Annotated in this window: 17 protein-coding genes; 7 read left to right on the top strand and 10 right to left on the bottom strand. The window is 64.9% G+C overall.

Annotated features, from left to right (window positions below):
• Positions 1-41 precede the first annotated feature (41 nt).
• Positions 42-2,171: a beta-galactosidase gene (locus MJ606_RS04450; RefSeq protein ID WP_243048189.1), complete on the bottom strand. Its 2,130-nt coding sequence runs from the start codon at positions 2,169-2,171 to the stop codon at positions 42-44.
• Between the two features lie 82 nt (positions 2,172-2,253).
• Between MJ606_RS04450 and MJ606_RS04445 the strand changes: the two genes are divergently transcribed.
• A complete protein-coding gene (locus MJ606_RS04445) occupies positions 2,254-3,273 on the top strand; it encodes a phosphotransferase (protein ID WP_243048188.1) in 1,020 nt (339 codons plus the stop codon).
• A complete protein-coding gene (locus tag MJ606_RS04440; RefSeq protein ID WP_243048187.1) occupies positions 3,266-4,600 on the top strand; it encodes an aminotransferase class III-fold pyridoxal phosphate-dependent enzyme in 1,335 nt (444 codons plus the stop codon). Before MJ606_RS04445 ends, MJ606_RS04440 begins: the two co-directional genes overlap by 8 nt.
• A 15-nt stretch (positions 4,601-4,615) precedes the next feature.
• Here the strand turns inward: MJ606_RS04440 and MJ606_RS04435 are convergent, their stop codons facing one another.
• Entirely contained in the window at positions 4,616-5,335 is a 720-nt protein-coding gene (locus MJ606_RS04435; RefSeq protein ID WP_243048186.1) for a FadR/GntR family transcriptional regulator, read from the bottom strand.
• 580 nt (positions 5,336-5,915) lie between these two features.
• On the opposite strand from MJ606_RS04435, the gene MJ606_RS04430 reads away from it, so the two are divergent.
• Both MJ606_RS04430 and MJ606_RS04425 read left to right on the top strand, forming a co-directional pair.
• Entirely contained in the window at positions 5,916-8,450 is a 2,535-nt protein-coding gene (locus MJ606_RS04430; RefSeq protein WP_243048185.1) for a TonB-dependent receptor, read from the top strand.
• A gap of 199 nt (positions 8,451-8,649) precedes the next feature.
• Positions 8,650-10,653 carry a trehalase family glycosidase gene (locus MJ606_RS04425; RefSeq protein WP_243048184.1) on the top strand — a complete coding sequence of 668 codons (2,004 nt, stop codon included), beginning with the start codon at positions 8,650-8,652 and terminating at the stop codon, positions 10,651-10,653.
• A 21-nt stretch (positions 10,654-10,674) separates the two neighbouring features.
• Here MJ606_RS04425 and MJ606_RS04420 read toward each other — a convergent pair whose 3' ends face one another.
• From MJ606_RS04420 to MJ606_RS04410, 3 genes are all read right to left on the bottom strand, one after another.
• Positions 10,675-11,721, bottom strand: a complete 1,047-nt coding sequence (locus MJ606_RS04420) for an MBL fold metallo-hydrolase (protein WP_243048183.1) — start codon at positions 11,719-11,721, stop codon at positions 10,675-10,677.
• A gap of 406 nt (positions 11,722-12,127) precedes the next feature.
• Complete coding sequence (locus MJ606_RS04415; RefSeq protein WP_243048182.1) at positions 12,128-12,688, bottom strand: DUF2968 domain-containing protein; 561 nt, start codon at positions 12,686-12,688, stop codon at positions 12,128-12,130.
• Between the two features lie 284 nt (positions 12,689-12,972).
• Positions 12,973-14,268 (bottom strand): amidohydrolase, encoded by a 1,296-nt coding sequence (locus MJ606_RS04410; protein ID WP_243048181.1) that lies wholly within the window; start codon positions 14,266-14,268, stop codon positions 12,973-12,975.
• A gap of 191 nt (positions 14,269-14,459) precedes the next feature.
• Here MJ606_RS04410 and MJ606_RS04405 point away from each other — a divergent pair, with 191 nt between their 5' ends.
• On the top strand, positions 14,460-16,151 hold the full coding sequence (locus tag MJ606_RS04405; protein ID WP_243048180.1) for an AMP-binding protein: 1,692 nt from the start codon (positions 14,460-14,462) through the stop codon (positions 16,149-16,151).
• A 10-nt stretch (positions 16,152-16,161) separates the two neighbouring features.
• Here MJ606_RS04405 and MJ606_RS04400 read toward each other — a convergent pair whose 3' ends face one another.
• From MJ606_RS04400 to MJ606_RS04385, 4 genes are all read right to left on the bottom strand, one after another.
• The gene (locus MJ606_RS04400) at positions 16,162-17,859 is read right to left on the bottom strand and encodes a sensor domain-containing phosphodiesterase (protein WP_243048179.1); all 1,698 of its coding nucleotides are present in this window, start codon (positions 17,857-17,859) and stop codon (positions 16,162-16,164) included.
• Between the two features lie 259 nt (positions 17,860-18,118).
• Positions 18,119-18,496, bottom strand: a complete 378-nt coding sequence (locus MJ606_RS04395) for a peptidase C13 (protein WP_243048178.1) — start codon at positions 18,494-18,496, stop codon at positions 18,119-18,121.
• Positions 18,497-18,562: 66 nt separating this feature from the next.
• The gene (gene zapE, locus MJ606_RS04390; RefSeq protein WP_243048177.1) at positions 18,563-19,681 is read right to left on the bottom strand and encodes a cell division protein ZapE; all 1,119 of its coding nucleotides are present in this window, start codon (positions 19,679-19,681) and stop codon (positions 18,563-18,565) included.
• Positions 19,682-19,727: 46 nt separating this feature from the next.
• The gene (locus MJ606_RS04385) at positions 19,728-20,405 is read right to left on the bottom strand and encodes an alpha/beta fold hydrolase (protein WP_243048176.1); all 678 of its coding nucleotides are present in this window, start codon (positions 20,403-20,405) and stop codon (positions 19,728-19,730) included.
• Positions 20,406-20,474: 69 nt separating this feature from the next.
• Between MJ606_RS04385 and MJ606_RS04380 the strand changes: the two genes are divergently transcribed.
• A complete protein-coding gene (locus tag MJ606_RS04380) occupies positions 20,475-21,071 on the top strand; it encodes an ACP phosphodiesterase (RefSeq protein ID WP_243048588.1) in 597 nt (198 codons plus the stop codon).
• An 83-nt stretch (positions 21,072-21,154) separates the two neighbouring features.
• On the opposite strand, the gene MJ606_RS04375 is transcribed toward MJ606_RS04380, so the two are convergent.
• Complete coding sequence (locus MJ606_RS04375) at positions 21,155-21,652, bottom strand: c-type cytochrome (RefSeq protein WP_243048587.1); 498 nt, start codon at positions 21,650-21,652, stop codon at positions 21,155-21,157.
• Positions 21,653-22,018: 366 nt separating this feature from the next.
• On the opposite strand from MJ606_RS04375, the gene MJ606_RS04370 reads away from it, so the two are divergent.
• Positions 22,019-23,305, top strand: a complete 1,287-nt coding sequence (locus tag MJ606_RS04370) for an efflux RND transporter periplasmic adaptor subunit (RefSeq protein ID WP_243048175.1) — start codon at positions 22,019-22,021, stop codon at positions 23,303-23,305.
• Positions 23,306-23,455 lie beyond the last annotated feature (150 nt).

The raw sequence follows: 23,455 nt of genomic DNA, 5'->3' as shown, positions 1-23,455 counted from the left end.
CTGGAGGCCCCCTCTTGCTCGCGTTGCTTGGCTTCGCCGCATCACGGTGACGTGTCCTTCCACACCAATGCCTGTGCCGGGGCCAGCGGCGCTTGGCCGTGCACGATGGTGGCGCCTGCCGGCAGTGTCGGCGAGAACGGTTGCGGGTTGTAATTGACCATGAAGTCAAAGCCGCCCCGCCATTCGTGATACACGCCGGTGGGCAGGTCTTCGATCGCAACGCCCGCGCGCTGGTAGACGCTGCGCACGACCTCGCGTTCCAGCGCACCGTCATCGGTGGAGACACCGATCATGGTGACAGTGCCGCGGCCCAGCTTGCGCGTGGTGGCGGCCGCCTTGCCGGCGTAGTAGTGGTCGGCATAGGTGGCGAGCACCTGCGTGCCCGGTCGCGGCGTGAGGATGTCGGCCCAGCGGTGCCAGTCGTGCGTCTTGCCATCCAGGGTCACCTGCCCCTGGGCGCTCGGGGGCAGCGTGTCGAAGCCTTCGACATCGTCGCCGATCAAGTCGAGGATGGGGGCAACCCACGGCCCTTCGTGGAAATGGCCAAGCGCATTCTTCTGGCCGGTGCGGCTGGTCAGGATCAGGTGGCCGCCCTGTTCGACATACTGTCGCCATTTCCTGGCCAGTGCCTCGCTCACCATCTGGTAGGCGGGCGCGATCACGAATGGATAACGGCTGAAGTCATCGTCCTCTGCGATGAAATCCATGGGCGCGCCGGTGCTCTTCACCGCTTCGGTATAGGTATTGCGATAGGCCCAGGTGTGCCACAACGTGGTCTGCGGCTGGATCTCCAGATCCCAGAACACCTCCTGGCTCCACAGGTAGCCGGTCGAACGCGCGGCCATGGCGGCGGGCAGCGTGGCCTTGGCGTCGAACTTCGCTTCGAGCGCCTTGATGTCATGCAAGGTGTCGACAAATTCCTTGCCCGTGCGCGACAGCGTCACGCCGTCGGTGCCCATGATGCCTTCGTGGTACATCTCGCTGCCGCGCAGCGGATGGCGGTAACGATAGGTGCTGAGCAGCGAGGCACCGGAGGCGAACGCGTGCCACATCCACATGCTGATGGCGCCGGGCATCGGCTGCGGATTGATCTCGCCCCAGTTCACCTGGCCCGGTTGCAGTTCCATCACGCCGAACGTGCCGGTCATCGGGCGAAAGTACGCGGCCGCCTCCATCAGGTTCGCCGGCTTGCCGATGGCATAGCTGTCGCCGCCCAGCGCGTCGGTGCCAGCGACGGGGTAGAGCGTGAAGGTGGGAAAATTCTGCCCATGGCTGCGGCGCGGATCGGTGGCGGTGGTGACATTGGTGTAATTGGTGGTCACCCATTGCTCGGGCGCCGCGTACTTCCTGATGGTCGCCGCCTGCTCATCGAGGAAGCGGGCCGTGGCGTCGGCCTGGTAACGGGCGAAGTCGAGCAAGGCGTGCGGACTCAGTTTGTCCTCCGCCGCCAGCGTGGCGTTGGGCAGGTGGACCTGTTTGAAGCTGGTATAGCGGCTGCTCCAGAACGAGCCGCCCCAGGCCGCGTTCATCGCATCGATGCTGCCGTATTTCTGTTGCAGCCAGCGTTGGAAGGCGATGCGGGCGCTGTCGCTGTAGTCGGCGAAGGTGCCGGGCTCGTTGTCGATCTGCCAACCCCACACGCGGCGGTCGTGGCCGTAGTGCTGCGCCATGGCCGCGACCAGCCGCGCCACGAAGGCCTGGTACTTCGGATTGGCCAGCGATACCTCGGCGCGGATGCCGTGCTCATGGCGCTGGCCGTGTTCGTCCACCCGATAGACCTCGGGGTAGCGTTCATCCATCCAGCTTGGCGGTGCGGCCGAGGGCGTGCCGAGAATGACGCGCAACCCGGCCTTGTCGGCCAGATCGATGGCGTGGTCGAGCCAGGCGAAATCGAAGTGGCCTTCTTCCGGCTCCAGATAAGTCCAGCTGAATTCGGCCATGTGCGTGAAGTCGAAGCCGAGTTTGGCGATGCCGTTGAGGTCACGCTGCCATTGCTCGCGCGGCCACTGCTCCGGGTAATAGAACACGCCAAAGCTCATCGGCTCGCGCTGGTGCAGCAAGGCCGCGCCCTGGGCCGCCGGGCGCGGCCCACTGGCGTCGCCCGGGTTGGCATAAGCGGTGGTGGTCATCACGGCAGCGGCCATCAGCGCCGCGATCAAGGGCCGAAACATGTGGGCATGCCTTTAAGCTGAATTCAAATGTCAACTTATACTACTATTATGCCTCCCGCAATATTCGGGCAAGACCCAGCCTATGGACGTTCTGACCCCAGATGCAGCCTTGGTACTGGCCGAACGCCATTGGCGTATCCATGGCGACATCAGCCCATTGCCATCCTATGCCGATCAGAATTTCCGCATCCGCAGTGATCGTGGCGAGTATGTGCTCAAGGTGGCGCATCCGTCCTGGTCGCGGTTGGACCTGGAGCTGGAGAACCAAGCCATGATGACGCTGGCCGAGCGCGAACCGACGCTGCAGTGGCCCCGGGTGCAGCTGGCGCTGAATGGCGAGCACCTGCTGACCCTGCCCATTGCAGGCCAGCCTTGCCAGGTGCGCCTGTTGAGCTTCGTACCCGGCATGACCTATGCGGATGCCATCGACGCCCTGTCGCCGGCGCAGCGCGAGGCGCTGCACGAAAGCCTGGGCGCCGCCGTGGGCCGCCTGACGCGGGGCCTGCAGGATTTTCATCATCCGGCCGCTGATCGCCAGCACGACTGGAACCTGATGTGCTTGCCGTCCCTGCGCGGCGAAACCGCCCATATCAAGGATGCTGCGCTGCGCGCTATCGTGGCGACACACGTCGACACGTTCTGCGCCCAGCTGCCGGCCTGGCGGGCGCGGTTGCCGATCAGGGTGCTGCATAACGATGCCAACGATCTCAATGTGATCGTGGCGGACAGGGGCGATGGGTTGCAGGTTCGCGCCGTGATCGATTTCGGCGACATGTGCACCAGCTTCCGCCTGGCCGACCTGGCGATTGCATGCACCTATGCGATGCAGCACGAAACGGATCCGGTGGCGTGCGCACGTACCATCATTCGTGGCTATCTGGCGCAGTGCCCGTTGTTGCGCATCGAGCTCGAACACCTACCAAGCTTCATCCTTGCGCGCCTTTGCCATAGCGTCCTGATGGCGACGCGCGCGCATCGGGAACATCCCGACAACCCCTTCGTCCTGGTGTCGCAGCAAGGTGTACGCGCGTTGTTGCGCCAGCTTGCCGAGGTCGATCAGGATGCCATCGCCAGCCCCTTCCTGGAGCTCAGTCATGATTGATCGAACCGCCTCTGGTCCGGTGCCCCACGGCGTGCCGCAGCGGAGCAATGAGGAGATCCTGCGCCTGCGCAGGCAGTTCCTGAATCCGACGCTCAGCGTGGCCTACCAGGAACCGCTCAAGATCGTACGCGGTGAAGGCGTCTGGTTGTACGACCAGCACGGTCAGGCTTATCTGGACATGGTCAACAACGTCTGCCATGTCGGGCATTGCCATCCACGCGTGGTGGGGGCTGGGCAGGCGCAGATGGCGCAACTCAACACCAATACCCGCTATCTGCACGACAACATCGTCGAGTATGCGCTGCGCCTTAAGGCCACGTTGCCGGACCCGCTGTCGGTTGTGTTCCTCACCAACTCGGGCACCGAAGCGAATGACCTCGCACTTCGACTAGTGCGGGCGCATACCCGCGCGCAGGGTGTGGTGGTGGTGGATCACGCCTATCACGGCCATTCGCCGTCGATGATCGAGTTGAGTCCGTACAAGTTCAACGGCAAGGGCGGGGCGGGACAGAGCGCGCAGGTGGGCGTGGTTGCCATGCCCGATACCTATCGCGGCATCATCGCCGACACGCCCGATGCCGGCCGGCAGTACGGCAGGATGCTGGCCCCGGCGATCGAGAATCTCGCTCAGCGAGACGTGGCCACGGCGGCGTTCTATTGCGAATCGCTATTGGGTTGCGGTGGCCAGATCGTGCTGCCGGATGGTTACCTGCCGGAGGCCTATGCCGCGGTGCGCGCAGCCGGTGCTCTGTGCGTCGCCGATGAGGTGCAGGTTGGTTTCGGCCGGGCCGGCGATCATTTCTGGGCGTTCGAGTGCCAGGGCGTGGTACCCGACATCGTCACCATGGGCAAGCCAATCGGCAACGGTCATCCGATGGGCGCGGTGGTGACGACGCCCGAGGTGGCTGCCAGCTTCGTCAGCGGCATGGAGTATTTCAATACCTTCGCCGGCAACCCGGTGTCGTGCGCGATCGCCCTGGCGGTACTGGATGTGATCGCCGACGAGCAGTTGCAGGATAACGCGCGCCGCGTGGGTGAGTTCCTGCTGGCGGGCTTGCGCGAACTGCAGCAGCGACACGATGCGATCGGCGACGTGCGCGGACGCGGCCTGTTCATTGGCGCCGAGCTGGTGAGCGATCGCGAGGCGCGGACACCTGACCGAAGCCGGGCCAGGGCCGTGGTGGAAGCGATGAAGGCGCAGCACGTGCTGCTTTCCACCGAGGGGCCGGACGACAACGTGCTGAAGATCAAGCCGCCGATCGTCTTCAGTCGCGCCAACGCCGAGGAATTTCTCGACAAGCTCGACCGCGCGCTGGGCCAGCGCTAGGCCGGTGGTACTTGCTCAGGGAGCGCTCTTGGCCTTGGCCTTGCGCTTCTTGTGCAGGTTGGCCTTGGAGTCGGCCACCATGCCATGCATCGCCTTGCGGGCGACCTCGGGCTGGTTGCGCCGGATGGCCTCGAGCACTTTCTGATGATGCGGCAGCGAATACTTGAAGTCGCCCGCCGTTTTCGCCGACAGCACGAAGAACATGCCCAGCGCACTTTCGATCACGGAGAAAAGCGAAATCAGCAGCTCATTGCCGGTGGCTTGAAGCACGGCATCGTGAAAGCTGAGGTCGGCCACGGCCCATTCGTCAGGGTCCCTGGCCGCTTCCATCTTGCGGTAGGCATGATCGATCTTGGTCAGCTGCGCCGTGGTGCGTCGCTTCGCTGCTGCCGCCGCTGCCGCCGGCTCGATGATCTCGCGCATTTCAACCAGCTTCTCGATGAAGTCGTCGGTCGGCATCGAGGCGCAGCGCCAGGAGAGCACGTCGGCATCGAGCTGATTCCATGCATCCTTGGGGCGCACGCGGGTGCCGGTCTTGGGGCGTGCTTCGATCAGGCCTTTGGCCGATAGCACCTTCAACGCTTCGCGCAGGGCCGTGCGGCTCACCTCCATGCTTTCGGCCAGCACTTCCTCGCGCGGCAGCACATCGCCGGGCTGTAGATCGCCAACGACGATCCGCCGGCCCAGCTCACGAACCACATGGCCGTGCAAACTGCGCGTATCCGTAGCCTTCATGATCAACGTCTCTCTGCAGTGTGAGCGCCGGCCGGTTGATCATGCGCGCGATGCGTGCAAGCTGGCCTGCCGTCGGGTCGAGCATCGCTGCATGTTGCACTGCAGCGACTCAGGGAATTTATCATACAAACGTACCATGTGAAGTTTGAGCGACTGCGTGGATAACCGCGTTGCGTCAGACCCCATCGTCATTGCCAGGGCATCTCGTTGCTGGCCTTGTTGGCCATTGGCACAGGGCCATACCGCCGCTTCGCTTCCGCACTGCACAACGCGTCATGCCATAGCGAAAAAGCCGGACGCCGCCAGGTACAAGCCGCGGCGACGAGGCCGTGTGGCCGCGATACATGCCGGTAGTCATGCAGCAAATCGACTTCCCGTTTCGACTTTTCCGGCGTATGTTACTATTGTAGGACAAATAGAAATTTTGAGCTAGGATGCAATCCCGCCGATGTGAGGCGCCGCGGCCTGCTGGTTTGTAAGGGCTCGCGGCGTCAAGCAAGAGATGGGACTAGCCGGCGTCGTTCGCTGACACAACAGCTCCTAGAAAAATCATTCATTCGTCTCGGGGAGGGGATTCATCATGAGAAATTGCAAGCAGATCAATCGTCGGTTGCTGGCGGCAGCCATTGGCGCCGTGCTGATGGCCGGCGTGGTTCATGCCCAGGATGCATCGACCCAGGCCAAGCCGATCGCCGATGACGGCAAGCAGAAGCCGGCGGCGCCCAAGTCCACGCAGACGCTCGACCAGGTCGTCGTCACCGGCAACTCGACCGCTGGCGGCATCCGGCGCATCGATGCGAGCTACTCGATCACCACCGCGACGCTCGACCAGATCAAGCAGTTCAATCCGGTCAGTGTGGCCGATCTCCTGAAGATCTCGCCAGGCGTGTATCCGGAGTCGTCCGGTGGCCAGACCGGCGCGAACATCGAAGTGGCCGGCTTTCCTTCCGATAGCGGCGCGCCGTTCGTCACGTTGCAGATGAATGGTTCGCCGCTGTTTCCAAAGTGGGACTACTTCACCGATGCCATGTTCCGTCTCGATGACACCATCGATCGCGTCGAAGCTCTGCAGGGCGGTCCATCGGTGCTGTACGGCAACGGCCAGCCGGGACTGATCGCCAACTTCATTTTGCGCGAAGGTTCATCAACACCGAAGGGCGATATCGGCGTCACCTACGGCTCGGAAGGCATGACGCGGCTCGATGGTTTCTATGGTTTCCCCATCGGTGGTCCGAACAGCGGCTGGTATGGCAGCATCGGTGGCTTCTGGCGCAAATCCGATGGCGTGCGCGATCCCCAATTCGCCGCCGACAAGGGCGGCCAGCTCACCGCGACGCTCAGTCATGATCTTGAGCACGGCTCGATCATGTTTTATGCGCGTGACCTGAAGGACAAGAACCAGTGGGTTACCGATACGCCGATTCTCAACCCGGCGCCCGGCAAGTTCTCGGATTATCCCGGTTTCAGTCCGCTGACCGGCACGTTCGGCAGCAACGCCGACCGCAACCAGTTCCTGCAGACCACGCCGTGCTTCACCGCCGGCTGCACGCCGACCGGCCAGAACATCGACATGGCCAACGGTCAGGGCGGCGACGTCCACATGCTGGGCGCCAACCTGGATCTGGATTTCGACAATGGCTGGGGCATTTCCGACAAGTTCCTGTTTGTCGCCGGCAACATGGATACGACGGCGTTCTACAGCACCGGTGACAATCCCACCACGCTGTCGAGCTACATCGCGGGCGCGGTATCCGATTACGGACTGCCTGCCGGCCTGACCGCCACTGCCAGGTACACCAATGGCCAGGCCGCTGACATGAACCAGAATGTCACCGTGCAGAACCCCGAGTACATCCACAAGAAGATCCAGTCGGCCAGCAACGAATTCCACCTGAGCAAGGAGCTGTTCGAGGGCAACACGCTGACCTTCGGCAACTACACGGCGGTGTACTCGGAAAGCCATACCGAAGCCGATGGCCTCAACATGCTGTTGCAGGCCAAGAACAACCCCGACCCCATCGTGGTCAGCCTCAGCGACGGTACCCACACGTACCAGCTGACGGACCAGCAAGGCCTGTTCTGGAACAACCAGCCGCAGTCGTGGATGGCGTTCGCCGAACGCTGGCACGCCACCACCACGGCGTTCTTCCTCGCCGACGAGTGGAACATCGGCAAGTGGCGCTTCGATGGCGGCATGCGCATCCAGCATGACGACATCGGTGGCTGGTTCCAGAACACCACCTCGGGTGACCTCGATGCCAACCCGTATACCGTCTACAACAACAACGCCGAGTACCTGGCCGATAGCTACCAGCATCCGTCCGGTTCGCGCAGCGCGCCGTCGTGGACGCTCGGCGCCAATTACGCGCTGACCAACAACATGAGCTTCTACGCGCGCGTCAACGACGGCGTGTTCCTGCCCAGTTTTGACGATATGGTGAATCTGCCGGATACGCCGATCGAGAAGATCCACAACATGGAAGTGGGCTTCAAGTACCAGGCGCCCTGGATCTCCGCCGATATCGGCGCCTATCGCCGACTGTTCCATGGCGTGCCGTACTCGATCCAGCTGGAGAGCGGGCAGGTCAACCTGGTATACGGCTCGGTGACCAAGGGCCTCAATGCGCAGGTGGCGGTCACGCCATTCGATCATTTCTCCGTTGCGCTCAGCGGCAACTACATGGATGGCCATTATTCCGGCTACAACAGCTGCGTGCCCTATGTAGCGCAGGACGGCAGCAACCAATGCGCCAGCATCGACGGCATGGACATCGATCGTCAGCCGCGCGTGCAGTACCGCGTGACCCCGTCCTACGTGATACCCACCACTTGGGGAAGCATGAAGTTCTGGGTGACCTACGAGCACATGGGCAATCGTTATGGCGACCAGCTCGAGCAGCAGCCGCTGGGCAGCTATTACGACCTAGCCATTGGTGCCATCGCCAATATCGGCCAGAACTGGGTGTTGACCCTGCGCGGCACCAACGTGACCAACCAGATCGGCATCACCGAAGGCAATGCGCGCTTGTTCGGTTTTGCCAGTGGCGGTGGCGTGATCCTTGCTCGTTCGATCGAGGGGCGTGAGGTCAATTTCCAGGTCAAGTACCAGTTCTGACGAAGTGCGGCCCGCCCGGCTCATCGCCGGGTAGGGCACGACGGCAGTCAAGCTGATGTCGTGCCTCGGTCTGTTCAATGCACCCCTAGGTATGGTCTGAATGATCGTGTATTCGTCATTCCCGCGCAGGCGGGAATCCAGCGACTTCAAACCGTTGCAAAGGCACTGGATCCCCGCCTGCAGCAAGGAATGATATGTCATGCGCCCCATCATCCAGCCGTTGATCGTCGCCATGGCATGGGCACTCGCCGTTGCGGGCGGCGTGCATGCCCAGCCAACGGATCTGGCCAGCGACGACGCTCGTTATCTGGACGTGCTCGATCTGCATGGCTCGCCAAAAACTCCCACCGATCGCAGCTTCAACATCTTCTTCGACGCCGGGTCGTGGCATGGCTATAGCCTGCCGCCTGCCAACGATGCGGGGACCGGGTTTACCGGCCCCTTCGTGCATAGCCTCGGCGATGGCCAGTGGGTGGGCGCGCGCTTCGCGCAGTTGGCGCTGAAGGATGTCGCGAGCGAGCAGGCGATGGCCCTGGCGCCGGTCGATGGCCATGCCGCCCCGGGTTATCTGGTGCGCCGCTTTTCGGCGCCGGGCCTATCGGTGCGACAGACCTTGTTTTTCGCCAATTCCTGGCACGCAATGGTACGCATCGAACTCACCTCGACCCGTGCGCAAGACATCGAGTTGGCTGTGCAGGGGCGCGTGATGCCCTTGCCTCAGGCGCGGCTCGCACAAGACGGCGACGTGGTGACGCAGAGCTTCGCCAACTCGAACTCCAGGCTGAGCACTCGCGTTCATGCCGATGGCATCAATGCCAGCCATATCACCTTGTCGGGCACGGACTATCGCATCGCGCTGGGCCAGCCCCTGCATCTGAAACCGAACCAGACGGTAACGGTGTTGGTCGACCAGACCCTGGTCTACGACGTCCATAGCGATGCCCCGGCGCCGGTCGATGAGGCTACCGCCTGGACGCAGAATCGGGAACGCTGGGGAGGCTATCTGGCGTCCCTCACGTCCAGCCACCTGCAGGGCCTGCCCGATGAGGTGGCGCAACGGGTGTCGCTGAAGGCCAGGCTGACCTTGCTGGGAAACTGGCGGGCCGCGCGCGGCGACCTGCATCACGATGGCGTGATTCCCTCCTATTCCAATCCCGATTTCAACGGATTCTGGGCGTGGGATTCGTGGAAACATGCCGCTGCGCTGGCGCATTTCGCGCCCGCGCTTGCGCGTGACCAGATGCGCGCGATGTTCGACTATCAGGCCGCCGATGGCATGATTCCCGACTGCATTTATCTGCTCAAGGCGAACGACAACTGGCGCGATACCAAGCCTCCGCTGGCCGTGTGGGCAACGCTGGAAATCTATCGCGCCACCGGCGACAAGGCGTTCGTAGCCGAGATGTACGACAAGCTGGCGCGGTATCACCGCTGGTGGTCCACGGCGCGCGATCATGATCACAACAGCCTGGCCGAATATGGTTCCACCGATGGAACCCGCATCGCGGCCGCCTGGGAAAGCGGCATGGACAATGCCGTCCGCTTCGACGGTGCGGTCATGCTCAAGAACGGCGAGGGCGCCTGGTCGCTGGACCAGGAGTCGGTCGATCTCAATGCCTATCTCTACAAGGAGAAGCTGGACCTGGCCGAGCTCGCCGGCATCCTCGGCAAAACTCAGGATCAGCAGACCTGGCTGAAGGAAGCCGAGGCGCTGAAGGTAGCCATCAATGGGCGTATGTTCGACAAGAGCCGTGGCTACTTTTTCGACGCCAGACTCGGTCGCGACGATCTCGTGCAGGTGTATGGCCCGGAGGGCTGGATGCCACTGTGGGCCGGGGTGGCCACGCCCGAGCAGGCCAGCGCTGTCAGCCGGGTGATGCTCGATCCCGACAAGTTCGCCACCTTCATGCCGTTTCCCACGCTAGCCAGGGACGACCCGCGCTTTTCGCCGATCAAGGGCTACTGGCGCGGTCCCGTCTGGCTCGACCAGGCCTACTTCGGCGTGGAGGCGCTACGGCGCTATGGCTACGCCCAGCAGGCCGACGAGATGGCGCGCCGGCTGGTGCTCAGCGCCCATGGCCTCACGCAGGACGCGCCGATGTATGAAAACTACGATCCGCTGAGCGGGCATGGCTATCAATCGCCCAACTTCAGCTGGTCGGCGGCCAGCTATCTGCTGCTGTTGGACCCTGCGGCGAAGTAACGGCGAGCGTCGCCGTCGCGGCTAGTCCTTGGCGGGCAGCACCATGAACTCCGCGGCCTGCAGTGCGGAGTTCTGCCAATGGCCTTCGCCCGCGCTGCGCCACCAGGGCTCCACGGTTTCCACCCGGGCCGGTTCGATCGGCTCGCCGAGCCGTGGCATCACCAGCCCTTCCGGTGCCTTCGCCAGCAGCACTTCGGCGGGTTCGGCCCAGGGATGCATGGCCAGGTTGAAGGTGCCCCAGTGCACCGGAAGGAAACGCCCGCTGCCCAGTTGTCGCCAGGCGAGCAGGGCGTTGTCCGGCCCCAGATGCACGCTGCCCCAGGACGGATGGAAGGCGCCGACCTCGATCAGCACCAGGTCGAACGGGCCAAGCCGCTGGCCGATTTCGCTGAATAGCAGCGACAGGCCGGTATCGCCGCTGAAGAACACCGCATGGCGTTCGCCGCGCAGCGCGAACGACGACCACAGCGTGGCGTTGCGGTCGTGCAGGCTGCGCCCGGAGAAGTGGTGTGAAGGGGCTGCCGTGATGGTGAGCCCGCCCGGCAGCGCGGTGTGTTCCCACCAATCCAGCTCGATGATGCGTTCGGTGGGCACGCCCCAGGCTTCCAGGTGCATGCCGACGCCAAGCGAGGTGATGAACGGCACGCGCAAGGCGGCCAGCGCGCGGATGCTCGGGTAATCCAGGTGATCGTAGTGGTCGTGCGAAATCAACACCGCATCCAGCGGAGGCAGCGCCGCGATATCGACCGGCACCGGCTGGAAGCGCTTCGGCCCCATGAAGGAGAACGGCGATGCGCGTTGGCCCCACACCGGATCGGTCAGCACCCGCACCCCGTCGATTTCCAGCAGCACGGTGGAATGCCCGAGCCAGGTGGCGCGCAAGCCGGTGTCGATCGGCCGGGTCCAACCCGGGCGGGGATCGAGCGAAGGCAGCGGGTGGGCCGGCGTGCGACCCTCGCCACGAAATATGAAGTCGGTCAGCGACGGGCGGCTCTCGGGCCGGAGCACGGCGCTGGACGGATAAGTGTTCACAAACCCCCCGCCCGAGTACTGGCGGGATGCCTGCATGCGCTCGAGCCTTAGCCCTTGGGCGTGTCGGGTAAACAGTGCCATGTGCTACCTCGGCGAACGCGCTGGAGGTGGCGCGCTCGATTCGCGTTGAATGGAAGGTGTGACGCCGTCCAGGCCAGTTACACGGGAAAGCTGGGGGCAGGTTGTACGCGACACAACCGGTGGTGTGCTCTATGAGTTCAAGGGCACGTTTGCATGGCACGGGGTGCCTATCATCAGGTCGGTTGCGTTCCTGCCGATGCCGGCCCGGATTGGCCAAAGCCGCGTCCGGTTCCAGGTCAACAAAAGCGGCATCTTGTGCATGGCGTTATCTGGACGCCTGCAAGAACGCCAGGGATGAGGTTCGCGCTTCGCTTTGCCGATCGGTGGGACGCAGATGCTGCCGAGGATGGCGTGCCGCGTGTTAGGGCGATGTGGCGGGCGGTTGTTGTGGGGCAGGAGCCGCCGGCGGTGTGGCAGGTGCGGGCGTGGGCAGTACAAGGCTGGGATTGGCCCACATGGCTTCCAGCGCACGGATCTGTTGCTTGACGGCGTCGAGCTGACTGGTCGTGCTGTGCAGGTCGGCGGTGAGCGCGGCCGCCTGTTGGCGGGCCTGCTCCTGCTGCTCGGCTACCTGGCGCGCTTCCTGCTGCTGGTGGCTGGCGTCCTGCTGCAGGGCCTGCAGGCGTTGCTGGTTGAGTGCAATCATTCGCTCGGCGTACTTTTTGCCGGCGTCCAGCCGCATCGTGTCGATGTCCACCTCGGCCAGGGTCTGGGTCTGCGTGGCGAAGGTGCGATACAGGCTCTCGGCATCCTCGAACGAATCGGTCTGCATCACGCGCCAGAATTCCTTGCCGTGGAACAACGCCACGTAATAGGTGAGCGTCTCCGGCTGGAACAGCAGGCTGGCGCCGTAGGTGCTGTTGTAGGTGGTACGTACTTCGGTCAGCTGGTGGCTATCGATCAGCTGGCGGAGTCGATCCACGGTGCTGGCCGGCACCTTGTCCGCGACCGGCGCGGTGGTTGCGGCTGGCGCGCGAACATCACCACACGACAGGTTGCCCGGCGCAGGTGGATTTCCTGGGCGGGCCGGGGCCCATCGTGCTGGCGCATATGGCACGCACTAACCCCGGCCACGCGGGCCGCCCCGGTCCCGCGTGGTGCGGTCTGCGCGGTGCCCGGTCGCGAATGCCGGATGCCGTGCTTTGAGCCTCTCGTCGACGGATTCAACGGCCCCTCGCGGGGCCGCTTTTGTGTTGGTGCGCAAGCTCAGGAAGACGTGCTGTTGAGATAGTCCAGCGTGGCCTGCAGCATGGACTCCATGCCGATCTTCAACGCGCCTTCATCCAGGAAGAACTTGGGCGAATGGTTGGCGGGTGCCTTCAGCGTATCCTGCCCGAGCGGGGTGGAGCCGACGAAGAAGTACACGCTGGGCACTTCCCTGGCGAAGTAGGCGAAGTCTTCCGAGGCCATCCACGGCTTGGCTTCGATCACATGCTCGCTGCCGATCGCCGTGCCGATGCTGGCGCGTACGCGCGCGGTGAGGGCGGGGTCGTTGACCAGCACCGGATTGCTGTCGCCCACCGGAATCTGCGTGTCCACGGTGGCGCCGTTCGCCGCGGCGATGTGTTCGGCGATGCCCTTGAGATTGTCGATCGCCAGCTGGCGCATGGCCGGATCGAAGGTGCGCAGCGTGCCCTGCAGTTCTACCTGGTCGGGCACGATGTTGTAGCGCGAGCCGCCTTCGATGATGCCGAAGCTGAGCACGGCGGGCAGGTCGCCGATGTTGAGCTTGCGGCTGACGATGGTCTGCGCCGCACTGATGATCTCCGCCGAAGTGACGATGGGGTCGACGCCGTTCCACGGCATCGCGCCATGCGTCTGGCGTCCATGCACCACCATCTTGAACCAGTCGGAGCCGGCCATGGTCGGGCCGGGTCGCACCGCCACGGTGCCGACGTTGAGCGAGCTGACCACATGCATGCCGAACATCGCATCGGGCTTGAAGTCGCGGAACAGGCCGTCCTTGAGCATCAGCGAGGCACCGCCTTCCTCGCCGGCGGGCGCACCTTCCTCGGCGGGCTGGAACACGAACATCACCTCGCCGGGCAGATCCTTCTTCATGCCCGCCAGCACCGTGGCCAGGCCCAGCAGCATGGCGGTGTGCGCATCGTGGCCGCAGGCGTGCATCACCCCGGTGGGCTTGCCGCGGTATTCGCCCGTGGCCTTGGAGGCGAATGGCAGGTCCACTTCCTCGGTGACGGGCAGGGCGTCCATATCGGCGCGGATGGCCAGCTTCGGGCCGGGCTTGCCGCCCTTGAGGATGCCGACCACGCCGGTGTGGGCCATGCCGGTGTGTACTTCCAGCCCCAGCTTTTTCAGCTGCACGGCAACCAGCGCGGCGGTGCGCGTTTCGCGGTTGCTGAGTTCCGGGTGCTGGTGGATGTCCCGTCGCCATGCGGTGACCTGCGGAAGTTCGTCCTGTACCCGCTGGGTGGTATCGGTGGCATGGGCGGAGCCGGCCAGGGCGGTGACGAGAGCCAGGGCAAACGCAGTGCGACGCATCGGGAATCTCCGTGAGAGGTAGCTCGATCCTAGCGCGTCCCCGCCGCTTGTAGGAGCGCAGCCTGTGCGTCGTGCCGTTACCGCTCCGTTGGCCTGTCGCGCACAGGGTGCGCTCCTACAAAAGTCTAAGGGCGGGGTTGCCTGCGGGGGCCAATGTTATGCTCGATTGTCGATGAACAGAGGACGATGCAATGCGTGCGGCGAGTTATGTCCATGGCGTGAGTTCACAGCCGTTGCTTGGCGATACGGTGGGCTCGCTGCTGGATCGCATCGCGGCGGCGCATCCCGAACGGCCGGCCTTGGTGGTGCGTGCGCAGGACGTGCGCCTGAACTATCGGCAGTTCCACGCGGAAGTGGAACGCGTGGCCGCTGGACTGCTGGCGCTGGGGCTGCAACGTGGTGATCGCATCGGCATCTGGGCGCCCAATCGCGCCGAATGGGTGATCCTGCAGTTCGCCGCGCCGAAGGCGGGGCTGATCCTGGTCAACATCAATCCGGCGTATCGATTGCATGAGCTGGAGTACGCGCTCAACAAGGTGCGTTGCCGTGCCCTGGTGTTGCCGCGGCGATTCAAGACCTCGCACTACCTCGACATGCTGACCGAGTTGGCACCCGAGCTGGCCGGCTGCGCGCCGGGGCACCTGCTGGCCGAGCGCCTGCCGGCGTTGCGCGATGTCATCTTGCTCGACGATGAGGCCGCGCCGGGCACGCTGCCGTGGCGCGAACTGGCGGCGCGCGGCGACGCGGCAGCCTTGCGGCAGCTGCGCGCGGTGGAGGGCGAGCTGGGCTTCGATGATCCGGTGAATATCCAGTTCACCTCGGGCACCACCGGTGCGCCCAAGGGCGCCACGCTGACCCATCACAACATCATCAACAACGGCTATTTCATCGGCGAGGCGATGCGCCTCACCGAACAGGACCGCTTGTGCATTCCGGTGCCGTTCTACCACTGCTTCGGCATGGTGCTGGGCAATCTCGCCTGCGTTACCCATGGCGCCTGCATGGTGATCCCGGGCGAGGGCTTCGAGGTGCTCGCTACGCTGGAGACAGTGCAGGAGGAGCGCTGCACCGGCCTGCATGGCGTGCCGACGATGTTCATCGCCGAGCTTGAGCATCCCGAGTTCCATCGCTTCGACCTCAGTTCGCTGCGCACCGGCATCATGGCTGGCTCGCCGTGCCCCATCGAGGTGATGCGCCGGGTGGTGAGCGAGATGCACATGACTGAGGTGACCATTGCCTACGGCATGACCGAGACCAGCCCGGTGAGTTTCCAGTCCACCACCGACGATCCGCTGGCGCGGCGCGTGAACAGCGTGGGGCGCATCCATCCCCACGTCGAGGTAAAGCTGGTGGACGAACGCGGCCAGGTGGTGCCGCGCGGCGAACCGGGCGAGCTGTGCACGCGCGGCTATTCGGTGATGCTGGGCTACTGGGAGGACGAGGCCCGCACGCGCGAAGCCATCGACGAGGCGCGCTGGATGCATACCGGCGACCTGGCGGTGATCGACGACGACGGCTACTGCACCATCGTCGGCCGCCTGAAGGACATGATCATCCGCGGTGGCGAGAACGTGTATCCGCGGGAGATCGAGGAATTCCTCTATACCCATCCCAAGGTACAGGACGTGCAGGTATTCGGCGTGCCCGACCCCAAGTTCGGCGAGCAGGTCTGCGCGTGGATACAGCTACGCGAGGGCTGCGAATCCAGCGAGGCGGAGATCCAGAGCTACTGCCGCCATCACCTGGCCTATTTCAAGGTGCCCCACTACGTGCGGTTCGTCGATGCCTTCCCGATGACGGTCACCGGCAAGGTGCAGAAATACCTGATGCGCGAAGCGATGGCCGAAGAGCTTGGCCTGGGTACGGTATCGGCGACACCCTAGTCGCCGACGCTCATACCGCCTGCCGGGTCGGCAGGTCGTGGTGCGCAGCCAGCCATGCCGGCACCTTGGCCGACGGCAGCGGGCGCGAAATATGGAAGCCTTGCGCTTCATCGCAGGCCATGCCCAGCACGCTCTCGTAGAGGCGGTCGGTTTCCACGCCTTCCACTACCACGCGATAGCCCAGGTTGCGTGCCAGCTCGGCGACCGAGCGCACGATGGCCTCGTCATATCGATTGGTGCCCATGTCGCGCACGAACGACTGGTCGATTTTCAGGCTGGTGGCCGGCATCTGCCGCAGCGCGGCGAGGTTGCTGTAGCCGGTGCCGAAATCATCGATGGCGATGCCGGTGCCCAATTGCCGGATGGCGGTGAGATGACGGCGCGTGGTGGCGGTGTGTTCCATCAGCGTGCTTTCGGTGAACTCCAGCTCGAGCGCGTCCAGGCTCACCTTGTGCTGTTCGGCCACCTGCCGCAGGCGTCCCACCAGGTTGGCGTCCAGGTCGGTACTGGACACGTTGAGCGACAGCTTGATGTCGTGGCCATCGCGACGCCAGGCGGCGAGTTGCGCCATGCCATGCTCGAGCACCCATTGCGTCAACGAGCGCATCAGTCCCGCACGCTCGGCCAGGCCGATGAAGCGATTGGGCGAGATCAAGCCCAGGGTGGGGTGATGCCAGCGCGCCAGCGCCTCGACGCCTACGCAGCGCCCGCTATCGAGATCCACGCGCGGCTGGTAGTGCAGGTCCAGCTCGGTGCGGTCGGTGAGTGCCGCCGCCAGTTCGGTGACCAGGAAGAATTCCTGCCGGTGGTGCTCGTCCTGGGCGCGGTCATACAACGCCCATCCGCGCACGTGCTGCTGGGCCGCGTGGGAGGCGTTCATCACCAGTCGCAGCGGGTCGCCACCGCGCAGTTCGCTTTCGTTGATCTGCAGCAGCCCCACGCCGGGCTGGATGGTGAGCGGGATGCCCAGGCAGTCGAACGGCCGTCGCAGTTGCTCGACCAGCGCATCCATGCGGGTCACGTCGGACAGCACATGGCGATTGGGCAGCACGGCGGCGAAGCGCGTGGCGCCCACCTGGTAAAGGCGCGTATGCGGTGGCAGCCAGGCCTGCGTGCGGTTGGCCACGGCCCGCATCAGCTCGTCCGCGTAGGCGTGGCCCATGGCACGGATAAAGGCGTTGAACCGATGCACCGGCGCCACGTCGACGGCGATCACCCAGGCGTGCGGCGCATCCTCGCGCAGGTGGGCGCGCAGGTCGTCGAAAAACGCATAGCGATGGGGTAGTTGGGTGGTCGGATCGGTGCGGCCCAGATAGCTGCGCAACACCACGCCGGCGCCCACCAGCGATGCCGCATCGCGCAGGCAGGTGCGCTCGCTTTCGGAAAGGGCCGCGCGTGGTGCCCGATCCATCACGCAGAGCGCGCCGATCTGCTGGCCGGTCAGGGTGAACACCGGCTCGCTGGCAAAGAAGCGGATCGGGCCGGGCGTGGCCGCCAGGTTCAGCGCCGCATCGCGGAAGCGCTCATCGAGCTGCGTGTCGAGCACCACATGCGCGCTGACGTTGCGGGCGGCTTCCAGATAGAGCGGATGCAGCGTGCCCGGATCGTGCGGGGGCAGTTCGTTGCCGTCGGCGTACGAATAGGCGCTGCCGCCGTGGAGTACCAGCGATACCCAGGGCACGCCGAGCGACCGCGAGACGAGGCGCACGACAGCGTCAAAGCCTGGTACTGCAAAGCCTTCGTCGGACCCCTGTACGGCCGCGGGCAATACATCCTTATGCCCGGCCGCATGCTGCCCCGGGTCGTATCCCGTGGTCGTGCGCATCGCGAGTTCACCCCTGTCAGGGACAGCTTCCCCTCGACGCCGAGGCTACTGCAGCCATGTAGCTTGCCGCAATGCATCAAAGGGACGGCTATCCGTGCCGCTCGATGGCGTAAGGTCCTGCAATACGCATCGGCCAGATGGCCTATGGCTTGATGCTGAAGTCGATCTCGATCGGATAAGGCGCGGGCTTGGCGGGTGGCGCCGGCAAGGTCCAGCTGGCGAACTGGCCGGCCATGCACTTGGCGACTGCCGTCTCCGGATGCACCGCGATGTGGCCGAGCCGTCCGTCGGCAAGCACGTCGGCGACCAGGGTGAAGGGTGCCTTGTCGGTCGGCGTGTTGCTGGCCAGGCAGGACTTGTAGGCATCGGTGGTGGGATTGCCGATGCGATCCCACATCTGCTTCTGGTAAGCCGGACCGCTGGCGGCACGCTCGGCGAGCTTGGCCTGGCTGACGCGCGCCAGGAAATCGGCGCCGGCGGTGGGGCTCAACTGCAGGGCGACGGCAAGCAGGATGGACATGACAGCTCCGAGGCGGGATGGCCCACGTTACCAGCGCGTTGCGTGTTTGCACATGTTGGCGCGGGCTTACGGCAGATGCTCGCTGGCCAGGTAGGCCTCGCTCTGCATTTCGATCAGGCGCGATTCGGTGCGGCCGAATTCCGCGCGCAGGCGTTCGCCATCGTAAAGCTCGGTGATCGGTGCGCAGGCGGACAGGATCAGCTTCACCTTGCGGTCGTAGAACTCGTCCACCAGCAGCACGAAGCGGCGCGCGGCATCATCGGTGTAGACGGTGAACTGCGGCACGTTGGAGACGATCACCGCCGGGCCCGCCTTGGCCAGCTCGATGTAGTCGGAGACGGCGCGCGGCCCCTCGCACAGGGCGTCGAATTCGAACCACAGGATATTGTCGGCACGCTTGCGCACCGGGATCGGGCGGTCATTGAGAATGATCGCGCCGCCGTCCACCACCTCGCCCTGCGCCTGGGTCGAGAAAATGCGGGCCAGCGAGCGCTCGGCTTCGGCGCCGGGCGGGGTGAGATACACCGGCGCCTGCGACAGCGCGCGCAGGCGCCAGTCATGCGACGAGATCATCTGCACCACGTGGCAATGCTTTTCGATCAGCGCGATGGCGGGCAGGAAGCGCGCGCGCTGCAGGCCGTCCTTGTACAGGTTGGCGGGGGCGGTGTTGGAGGTGGTCACCAGCGTCACGCCACGCTCGAACAGCGATTGCAGCAAGGTGCCCAGGATCATCGCATCGCCGATGTCGTTGACCAGGAACTCGTCCAGGCACAGCACGCGGCAGCGCGAGGCGATGTGGGCGGCCACTTCGACCAGCGGATCCTGCCGCTCGCCCAGGTTGCGCAACTGTTCCTGCACTTCGCCCATGAAGCGATGGTAGTGGCGACGCAGCACCAGGCCGTGCGGCAGGCTGGCCACGAACAGGTCCATCAGGAAGGTCTTGCCGCGGCCGACGCTGCCCCACAGGTAGAGGCCTGGCACGCCTTCGCGGGTGTCGTTGCCGAGCAGCGATTTGAGACGGCCGAACAGGCCGCCGCCGTTATCGGCCGACGCGGCGATGAGCGCCGCATGCATGCGGTCGAATTCCGGCAGCAGTGCCTGCTGGGCCGGATCGCTCTCCCAGCGATGCGCGGCGACGCCTTCTTGGTAACGCGCGCTGGGCGCGAGCAGGGGGGTATCACTCATGGGTACGGCAAACTCTCGGGGCGGGGCGCTTAACCAGGCGGAAAAATCAAGCCTGCCGCAGCGGCGGCAGCCACGGGTGGATGGCGTGCTTGATGGCGCCGCGCAGATCCATCAGGCGGCGGTGGAAAAAGTGGCTGGTGTCGGGCATGCGCACCAGTTCGGGCGGCTTGTCCATGCCGTCGATCCAGTCGAACACCGCCTGCGGATCGACCACTTCGTCCGCTTCGCCCTGCACCACCAGCCACGGGCAGCTGGGCAATGGGAAGCCTTCGAACGGCCAGCGGCCGGCCGGCGGTGCGATGCTGATCAAGGCATCGGCATGCAGGCGCGCGGCATTGCGGATCGAGACATAGCTGCCGAACGAGAAGCCGGCCAGCCACAGCGCGTCGTCCGGGCGCAGGCTACGCACCCAGGCCACCACGGCGGCGAGGTCGTCGCCCTCGCCGTTGCCGTGGTCGTAGCTGCCTTCCGATTCACCGGTGCCGCGGAAGTTGAAGCGCACCGTATCCAGCCCCGATTCGCGCAGCGAGCGCTCCACCATCGTCACCACCTTGTTGTGCATGGTGCCGCCCTGCAGCGGGTGCGGATGGCAGATCACGGCGGTGCCGCGGCGGGCTTCCTCGGGCAGCGCCACGTCGCTGATGGATTCGAGCTTGCCGGCCGGGCCGTTGAGGGCGAAGCTGGCTTCCTGCTCGGGAAAATGGTCGGGTTGGGTGGGTAACATGACGGGATTCATAGCCATGATGATAACCGCCACGTGTGTCCGCCGGTCGTGCGGGGCAGGGCGGCGCGGGTGAATTACCTGGCGCATACGCTGCTGGCGGGCGATGACGAGCTGCTGCGGCTGGGCGGCTTGATGGGCGATTTCGTGCATGGCCGGCCCGACCCGTCGCTGCCGCAAGGGCTGGTCGCCGGCATCCGCCTGCATCGCGCCATCGATGTCTACACGGACAGCCATGCGGAGGTGGCTGCCGCCCGGGCGCTGCTTCCGCCGCCTTATCGCCGCTATGCCGGCATTTTGCTCGACATGTGGTTCGACCACCTGCTGGCGCGCGATTTCGAACGCTGGAGCGGGCAGGGGCTGGAGGATTATTCCGTGGGCGTGCGCGATCTGCTGCGCCGGCATGAGCGGTGCTTGCCGCCCGAGCTGCAGCGCTTTCGCCGCTATATGGAAGCGCACGCGTTGCCGGCCGGCTACGCCCGGGCCGAGGAGATGGCTGCCGCGCTCGATGGCATCTCGCATCGCTTGCGCCGGGCCAATCCGGTGGGAGAGGCGTTGCCGGTGCTTACCCGGCTGGATGGGCCGCTGCGGATGCGCTTCGAGGCGTTTTTCCCGCAGCTGCAGGCGTTTGCGCGGGAGTGGATCGACGCGAATGGCTCCCTCTCCTGATTTCTTTCCCCCACAGGGGCAGGGGCAAACGAAAAACGCCGCCCCAAGGGCGGCGTTTTGCTTTGACCCGAAGGAGGCGGGGTCTATTTGGCCTGGTCCACGATCCAGTGCACGGCGGCCTTCACCTGGTCATCGGTCAGCGCCGGGTTGCCGCCCTTGGCCGGCATCATGTTGCCGTCCGGGCCCTTGTAGCCTTCGGTCGCGTGCTTGACCAGGGTGTCGATGCCCTGCGCGATGCGCGGACCCCAGTTGGCCTTGTCGCCCAGCTTCGGCGCGCCGGCCACACCAGCGGTGTGGCAGCTGTGGCACAGGTTGTCGTAAATGGTCTTGCCGTCGGTGGTGCCGCCGTAGGCGACCTGCGAGGCGGCGGCCTTGGCGGCGGCTTCCTGGGCGGCGGCCATGGCGGCGCGGCCGGTGTCGCCAGCGTAGACGGCGCCCGCCGGCGCGATGCGCTCGGCCACCTGCTTGGTCGTCTCCGGGTTGGTTTCCTTGGGCTCGCGGTTATAGATCAACCAGGCACCGCCGATCAGCAGGAGAGTCAACACACTAAGGCCGGCGATCAGCAACGAGAAGCTGCGCATGAAGCTCTGGTCGGACTTGGTCAGGGAACCGCTCACGCAATTACTCCATGTCTAATGGACGGCCTTGCAGCCGGGTTGGGCATAGGTTCAGACAGCAAGTGCCGGAGTATAGACGAAGCCCGCGCCAAGTTTCAGTCGGCCCGGACAAGCCCTTGCCACCGCGCCAAGGCTCCTGTTTTCATGCGGGTTTCGCCAATTTGAAGCGATGGGCTGGTAAAACCCTGCCATCGGTCATAGGGCACCCATGTCAACTGGCATTGTCCAACACCGTTGAACTGACCCTATTCTTTCATCCGACGTACAAGTCAGGCGCGCAAGGCGCGCCGGTGGGGTCGGGTGGCCCGCCGTCTACTCTGGGAGTTTTTCATGTCGCGTTTTTGGAAGATCGCGCTGATCGTTGTGGCTGTGATCGTGGTGGGGGCCGTCGGCTTCCGTTTGCTGCACAAGCCCGCCGCCGAGGAAGGTGCACAGGGGCAGCATCGCGGTCAGCACAGGGGGCAGGGACAGCAGCAGGGCCAAGCTCAGGGCCAGGGACAAGGTGCGCAGGGCGACAACACGCCGGTGCCGGTCACGGTCGAGCCGGTGGTCAAGCAGGACGTGCCGGTCTACCTCACCGCGCTGGGCACCGTGCAGGCGCTCAACACCGTGACGGTGAACCCGCAGGTGAGCGGCCAGATGCTCACCATCAACTTCAAGGAAGGCCAGGAAGTGAAGAAGGGCGACCTGCTGGCGCAGATCGACCCGCGCCCGTTCCAGGCCGCCTATGACCAGGCCACCGCCAAGCAGCAGCAGGACGAGGCCCAGCTCGCCACCGCGCAGAGCACGCTCACGCGCAACAACGCGCTGGTCGCCAAGGGCTACGTCGCGCAGCTGGACATGGACACCTACCGCAACAACGTGACCAACCTGATTGCCACGGTGGCTGCCGACAAGGCGGCGGTGCGTGCGGCCAAGGTCAACCTGGACTACACCCGCATCATCTCGCCGATCGATGGCGTGGCGGGCATCCGCAACGTCGACCCGGGCAACGTGGTGGTCACCACCACCGCGGTGGTCACGCTGACCCAGATCCATCCGATCTACGTGATGTTCAGCCTGCCCGAGCAGAACCTGGAAATGGTGCGCAAGGAAGCCGGCGGCAACGATCCGCTGGAAGTGCTGGCGCTTGACCGCGCCGACCAGCACACCATTGCCGACGACGGCCAGCTCAATGTGATCGACAACCAGATCGACACCACCACCGGCACGTTCAAGCTGCGCTCGATCTTCAAGAACGCCAGCGGCGACCTGTGGCCGGGCCAGTTCGTCAACGTGCGCCTGAAGGTGCGCACGGTGAACGGCGGTCTGGTGATTCCGGCGCAGGCGGTGCAGCGTGGTCCCGATGGCGACTACGTGTACCTGGTGCAGCAGGACCAGACGGTAAAGATGCAGGCGGTGAAGGTGACCGGCGAAGTCGGCGACAGCCACGTGATGATCGGTTCGGGCCTGGCCCTGAACGACCTGGTCGTCACCGAAGGCCAGTTCCGTCTCAAGCCGGGCAGCAAGGTCAAGGCGCTCAAGCCGGGCGAAGTGCCGACGGCGCCCTCGGCCTCGGACGTGGACAAGGCGAAGAAGCGGGCCCAGCAGAGCGGCGGCGGTCGCCGCGGCGGCTGAGCCCGGGCGTGGGGATGGGCAGCGCAAACGCATGCTTGCGCTGCCCGGAGACAGGCGACTGACGTCTCCATGAGAGACGACATTTGGCGCCCCACCGCCCATCCCCATCACCGGACAGCTTGCACAAGCTGACAGCCACTCATCGACGGC

It is taken from the genome of Dyella sp. RRB7 (assembly GCF_022761115.1).
In the GTDB taxonomy this organism is placed as follows: Bacteria; Pseudomonadota; Gammaproteobacteria; order Xanthomonadales; family Rhodanobacteraceae; genus Dyella.
Note: the sequence above shows the minus strand (reverse complement) of the source record. Positions and strands in the feature narration are given on the sequence as shown.

Coding starts and splice junctions, on each gene's coding strand:
- MJ606_RS04450 (WP_243048189.1), bottom strand. CDS start 2,171: ATGTTTCGGCCCTTGATCGCGGCGCTGATGGCCGCTGCCGTGATGACC.
- MJ606_RS04445 (WP_243048188.1), top strand. CDS start 2,254: ATGGACGTTCTGACCCCAGATGCAGCCTTGGTACTGGCCGAACGCCAT.
- MJ606_RS04440 (WP_243048187.1), top strand. CDS start 3,266: ATGATTGATCGAACCGCCTCTGGTCCGGTGCCCCACGGCGTGCCGCAG.
- MJ606_RS04435 (WP_243048186.1), bottom strand. CDS start 5,335: ATGAAGGCTACGGATACGCGCAGTTTGCACGGCCATGTGGTTCGTGAG.
- MJ606_RS04430 (WP_243048185.1), top strand. CDS start 5,916: ATGAGAAATTGCAAGCAGATCAATCGTCGGTTGCTGGCGGCAGCCATT.
- MJ606_RS04425 (WP_243048184.1), top strand. CDS start 8,650: ATGCGCCCCATCATCCAGCCGTTGATCGTCGCCATGGCATGGGCACTC.
- MJ606_RS04420 (WP_243048183.1), bottom strand. CDS start 11,721: ATGCAGGCATCCCGCCAGTACTCGGGCGGGGGGTTTGTGAACACTTAT.
- MJ606_RS04410 (WP_243048181.1), bottom strand. CDS start 14,268: ATGCGTCGCACTGCGTTTGCCCTGGCTCTCGTCACCGCCCTGGCCGGC.
- MJ606_RS04405 (WP_243048180.1), top strand. CDS start 14,460: ATGCGTGCGGCGAGTTATGTCCATGGCGTGAGTTCACAGCCGTTGCTT.
- MJ606_RS04395 (WP_243048178.1), bottom strand. CDS start 18,496: ATGTCCATCCTGCTTGCCGTCGCCCTGCAGTTGAGCCCCACCGCCGGC.
- zapE (WP_243048177.1), bottom strand. CDS start 19,681: ATGAGTGATACCCCCCTGCTCGCGCCCAGCGCGCGTTACCAAGAAGGC.
- MJ606_RS04385 (WP_243048176.1), bottom strand. CDS start 20,405: ATGTTACCCACCCAACCCGACCATTTTCCCGAGCAGGAAGCCAGCTTC.
- MJ606_RS04375 (WP_243048587.1), bottom strand. CDS start 21,652: ATGCGCAGCTTCTCGTTGCTGATCGCCGGCCTTAGTGTGTTGACTCTC.
- MJ606_RS04370 (WP_243048175.1), top strand. CDS start 22,019: ATGTCGCGTTTTTGGAAGATCGCGCTGATCGTTGTGGCTGTGATCGTG.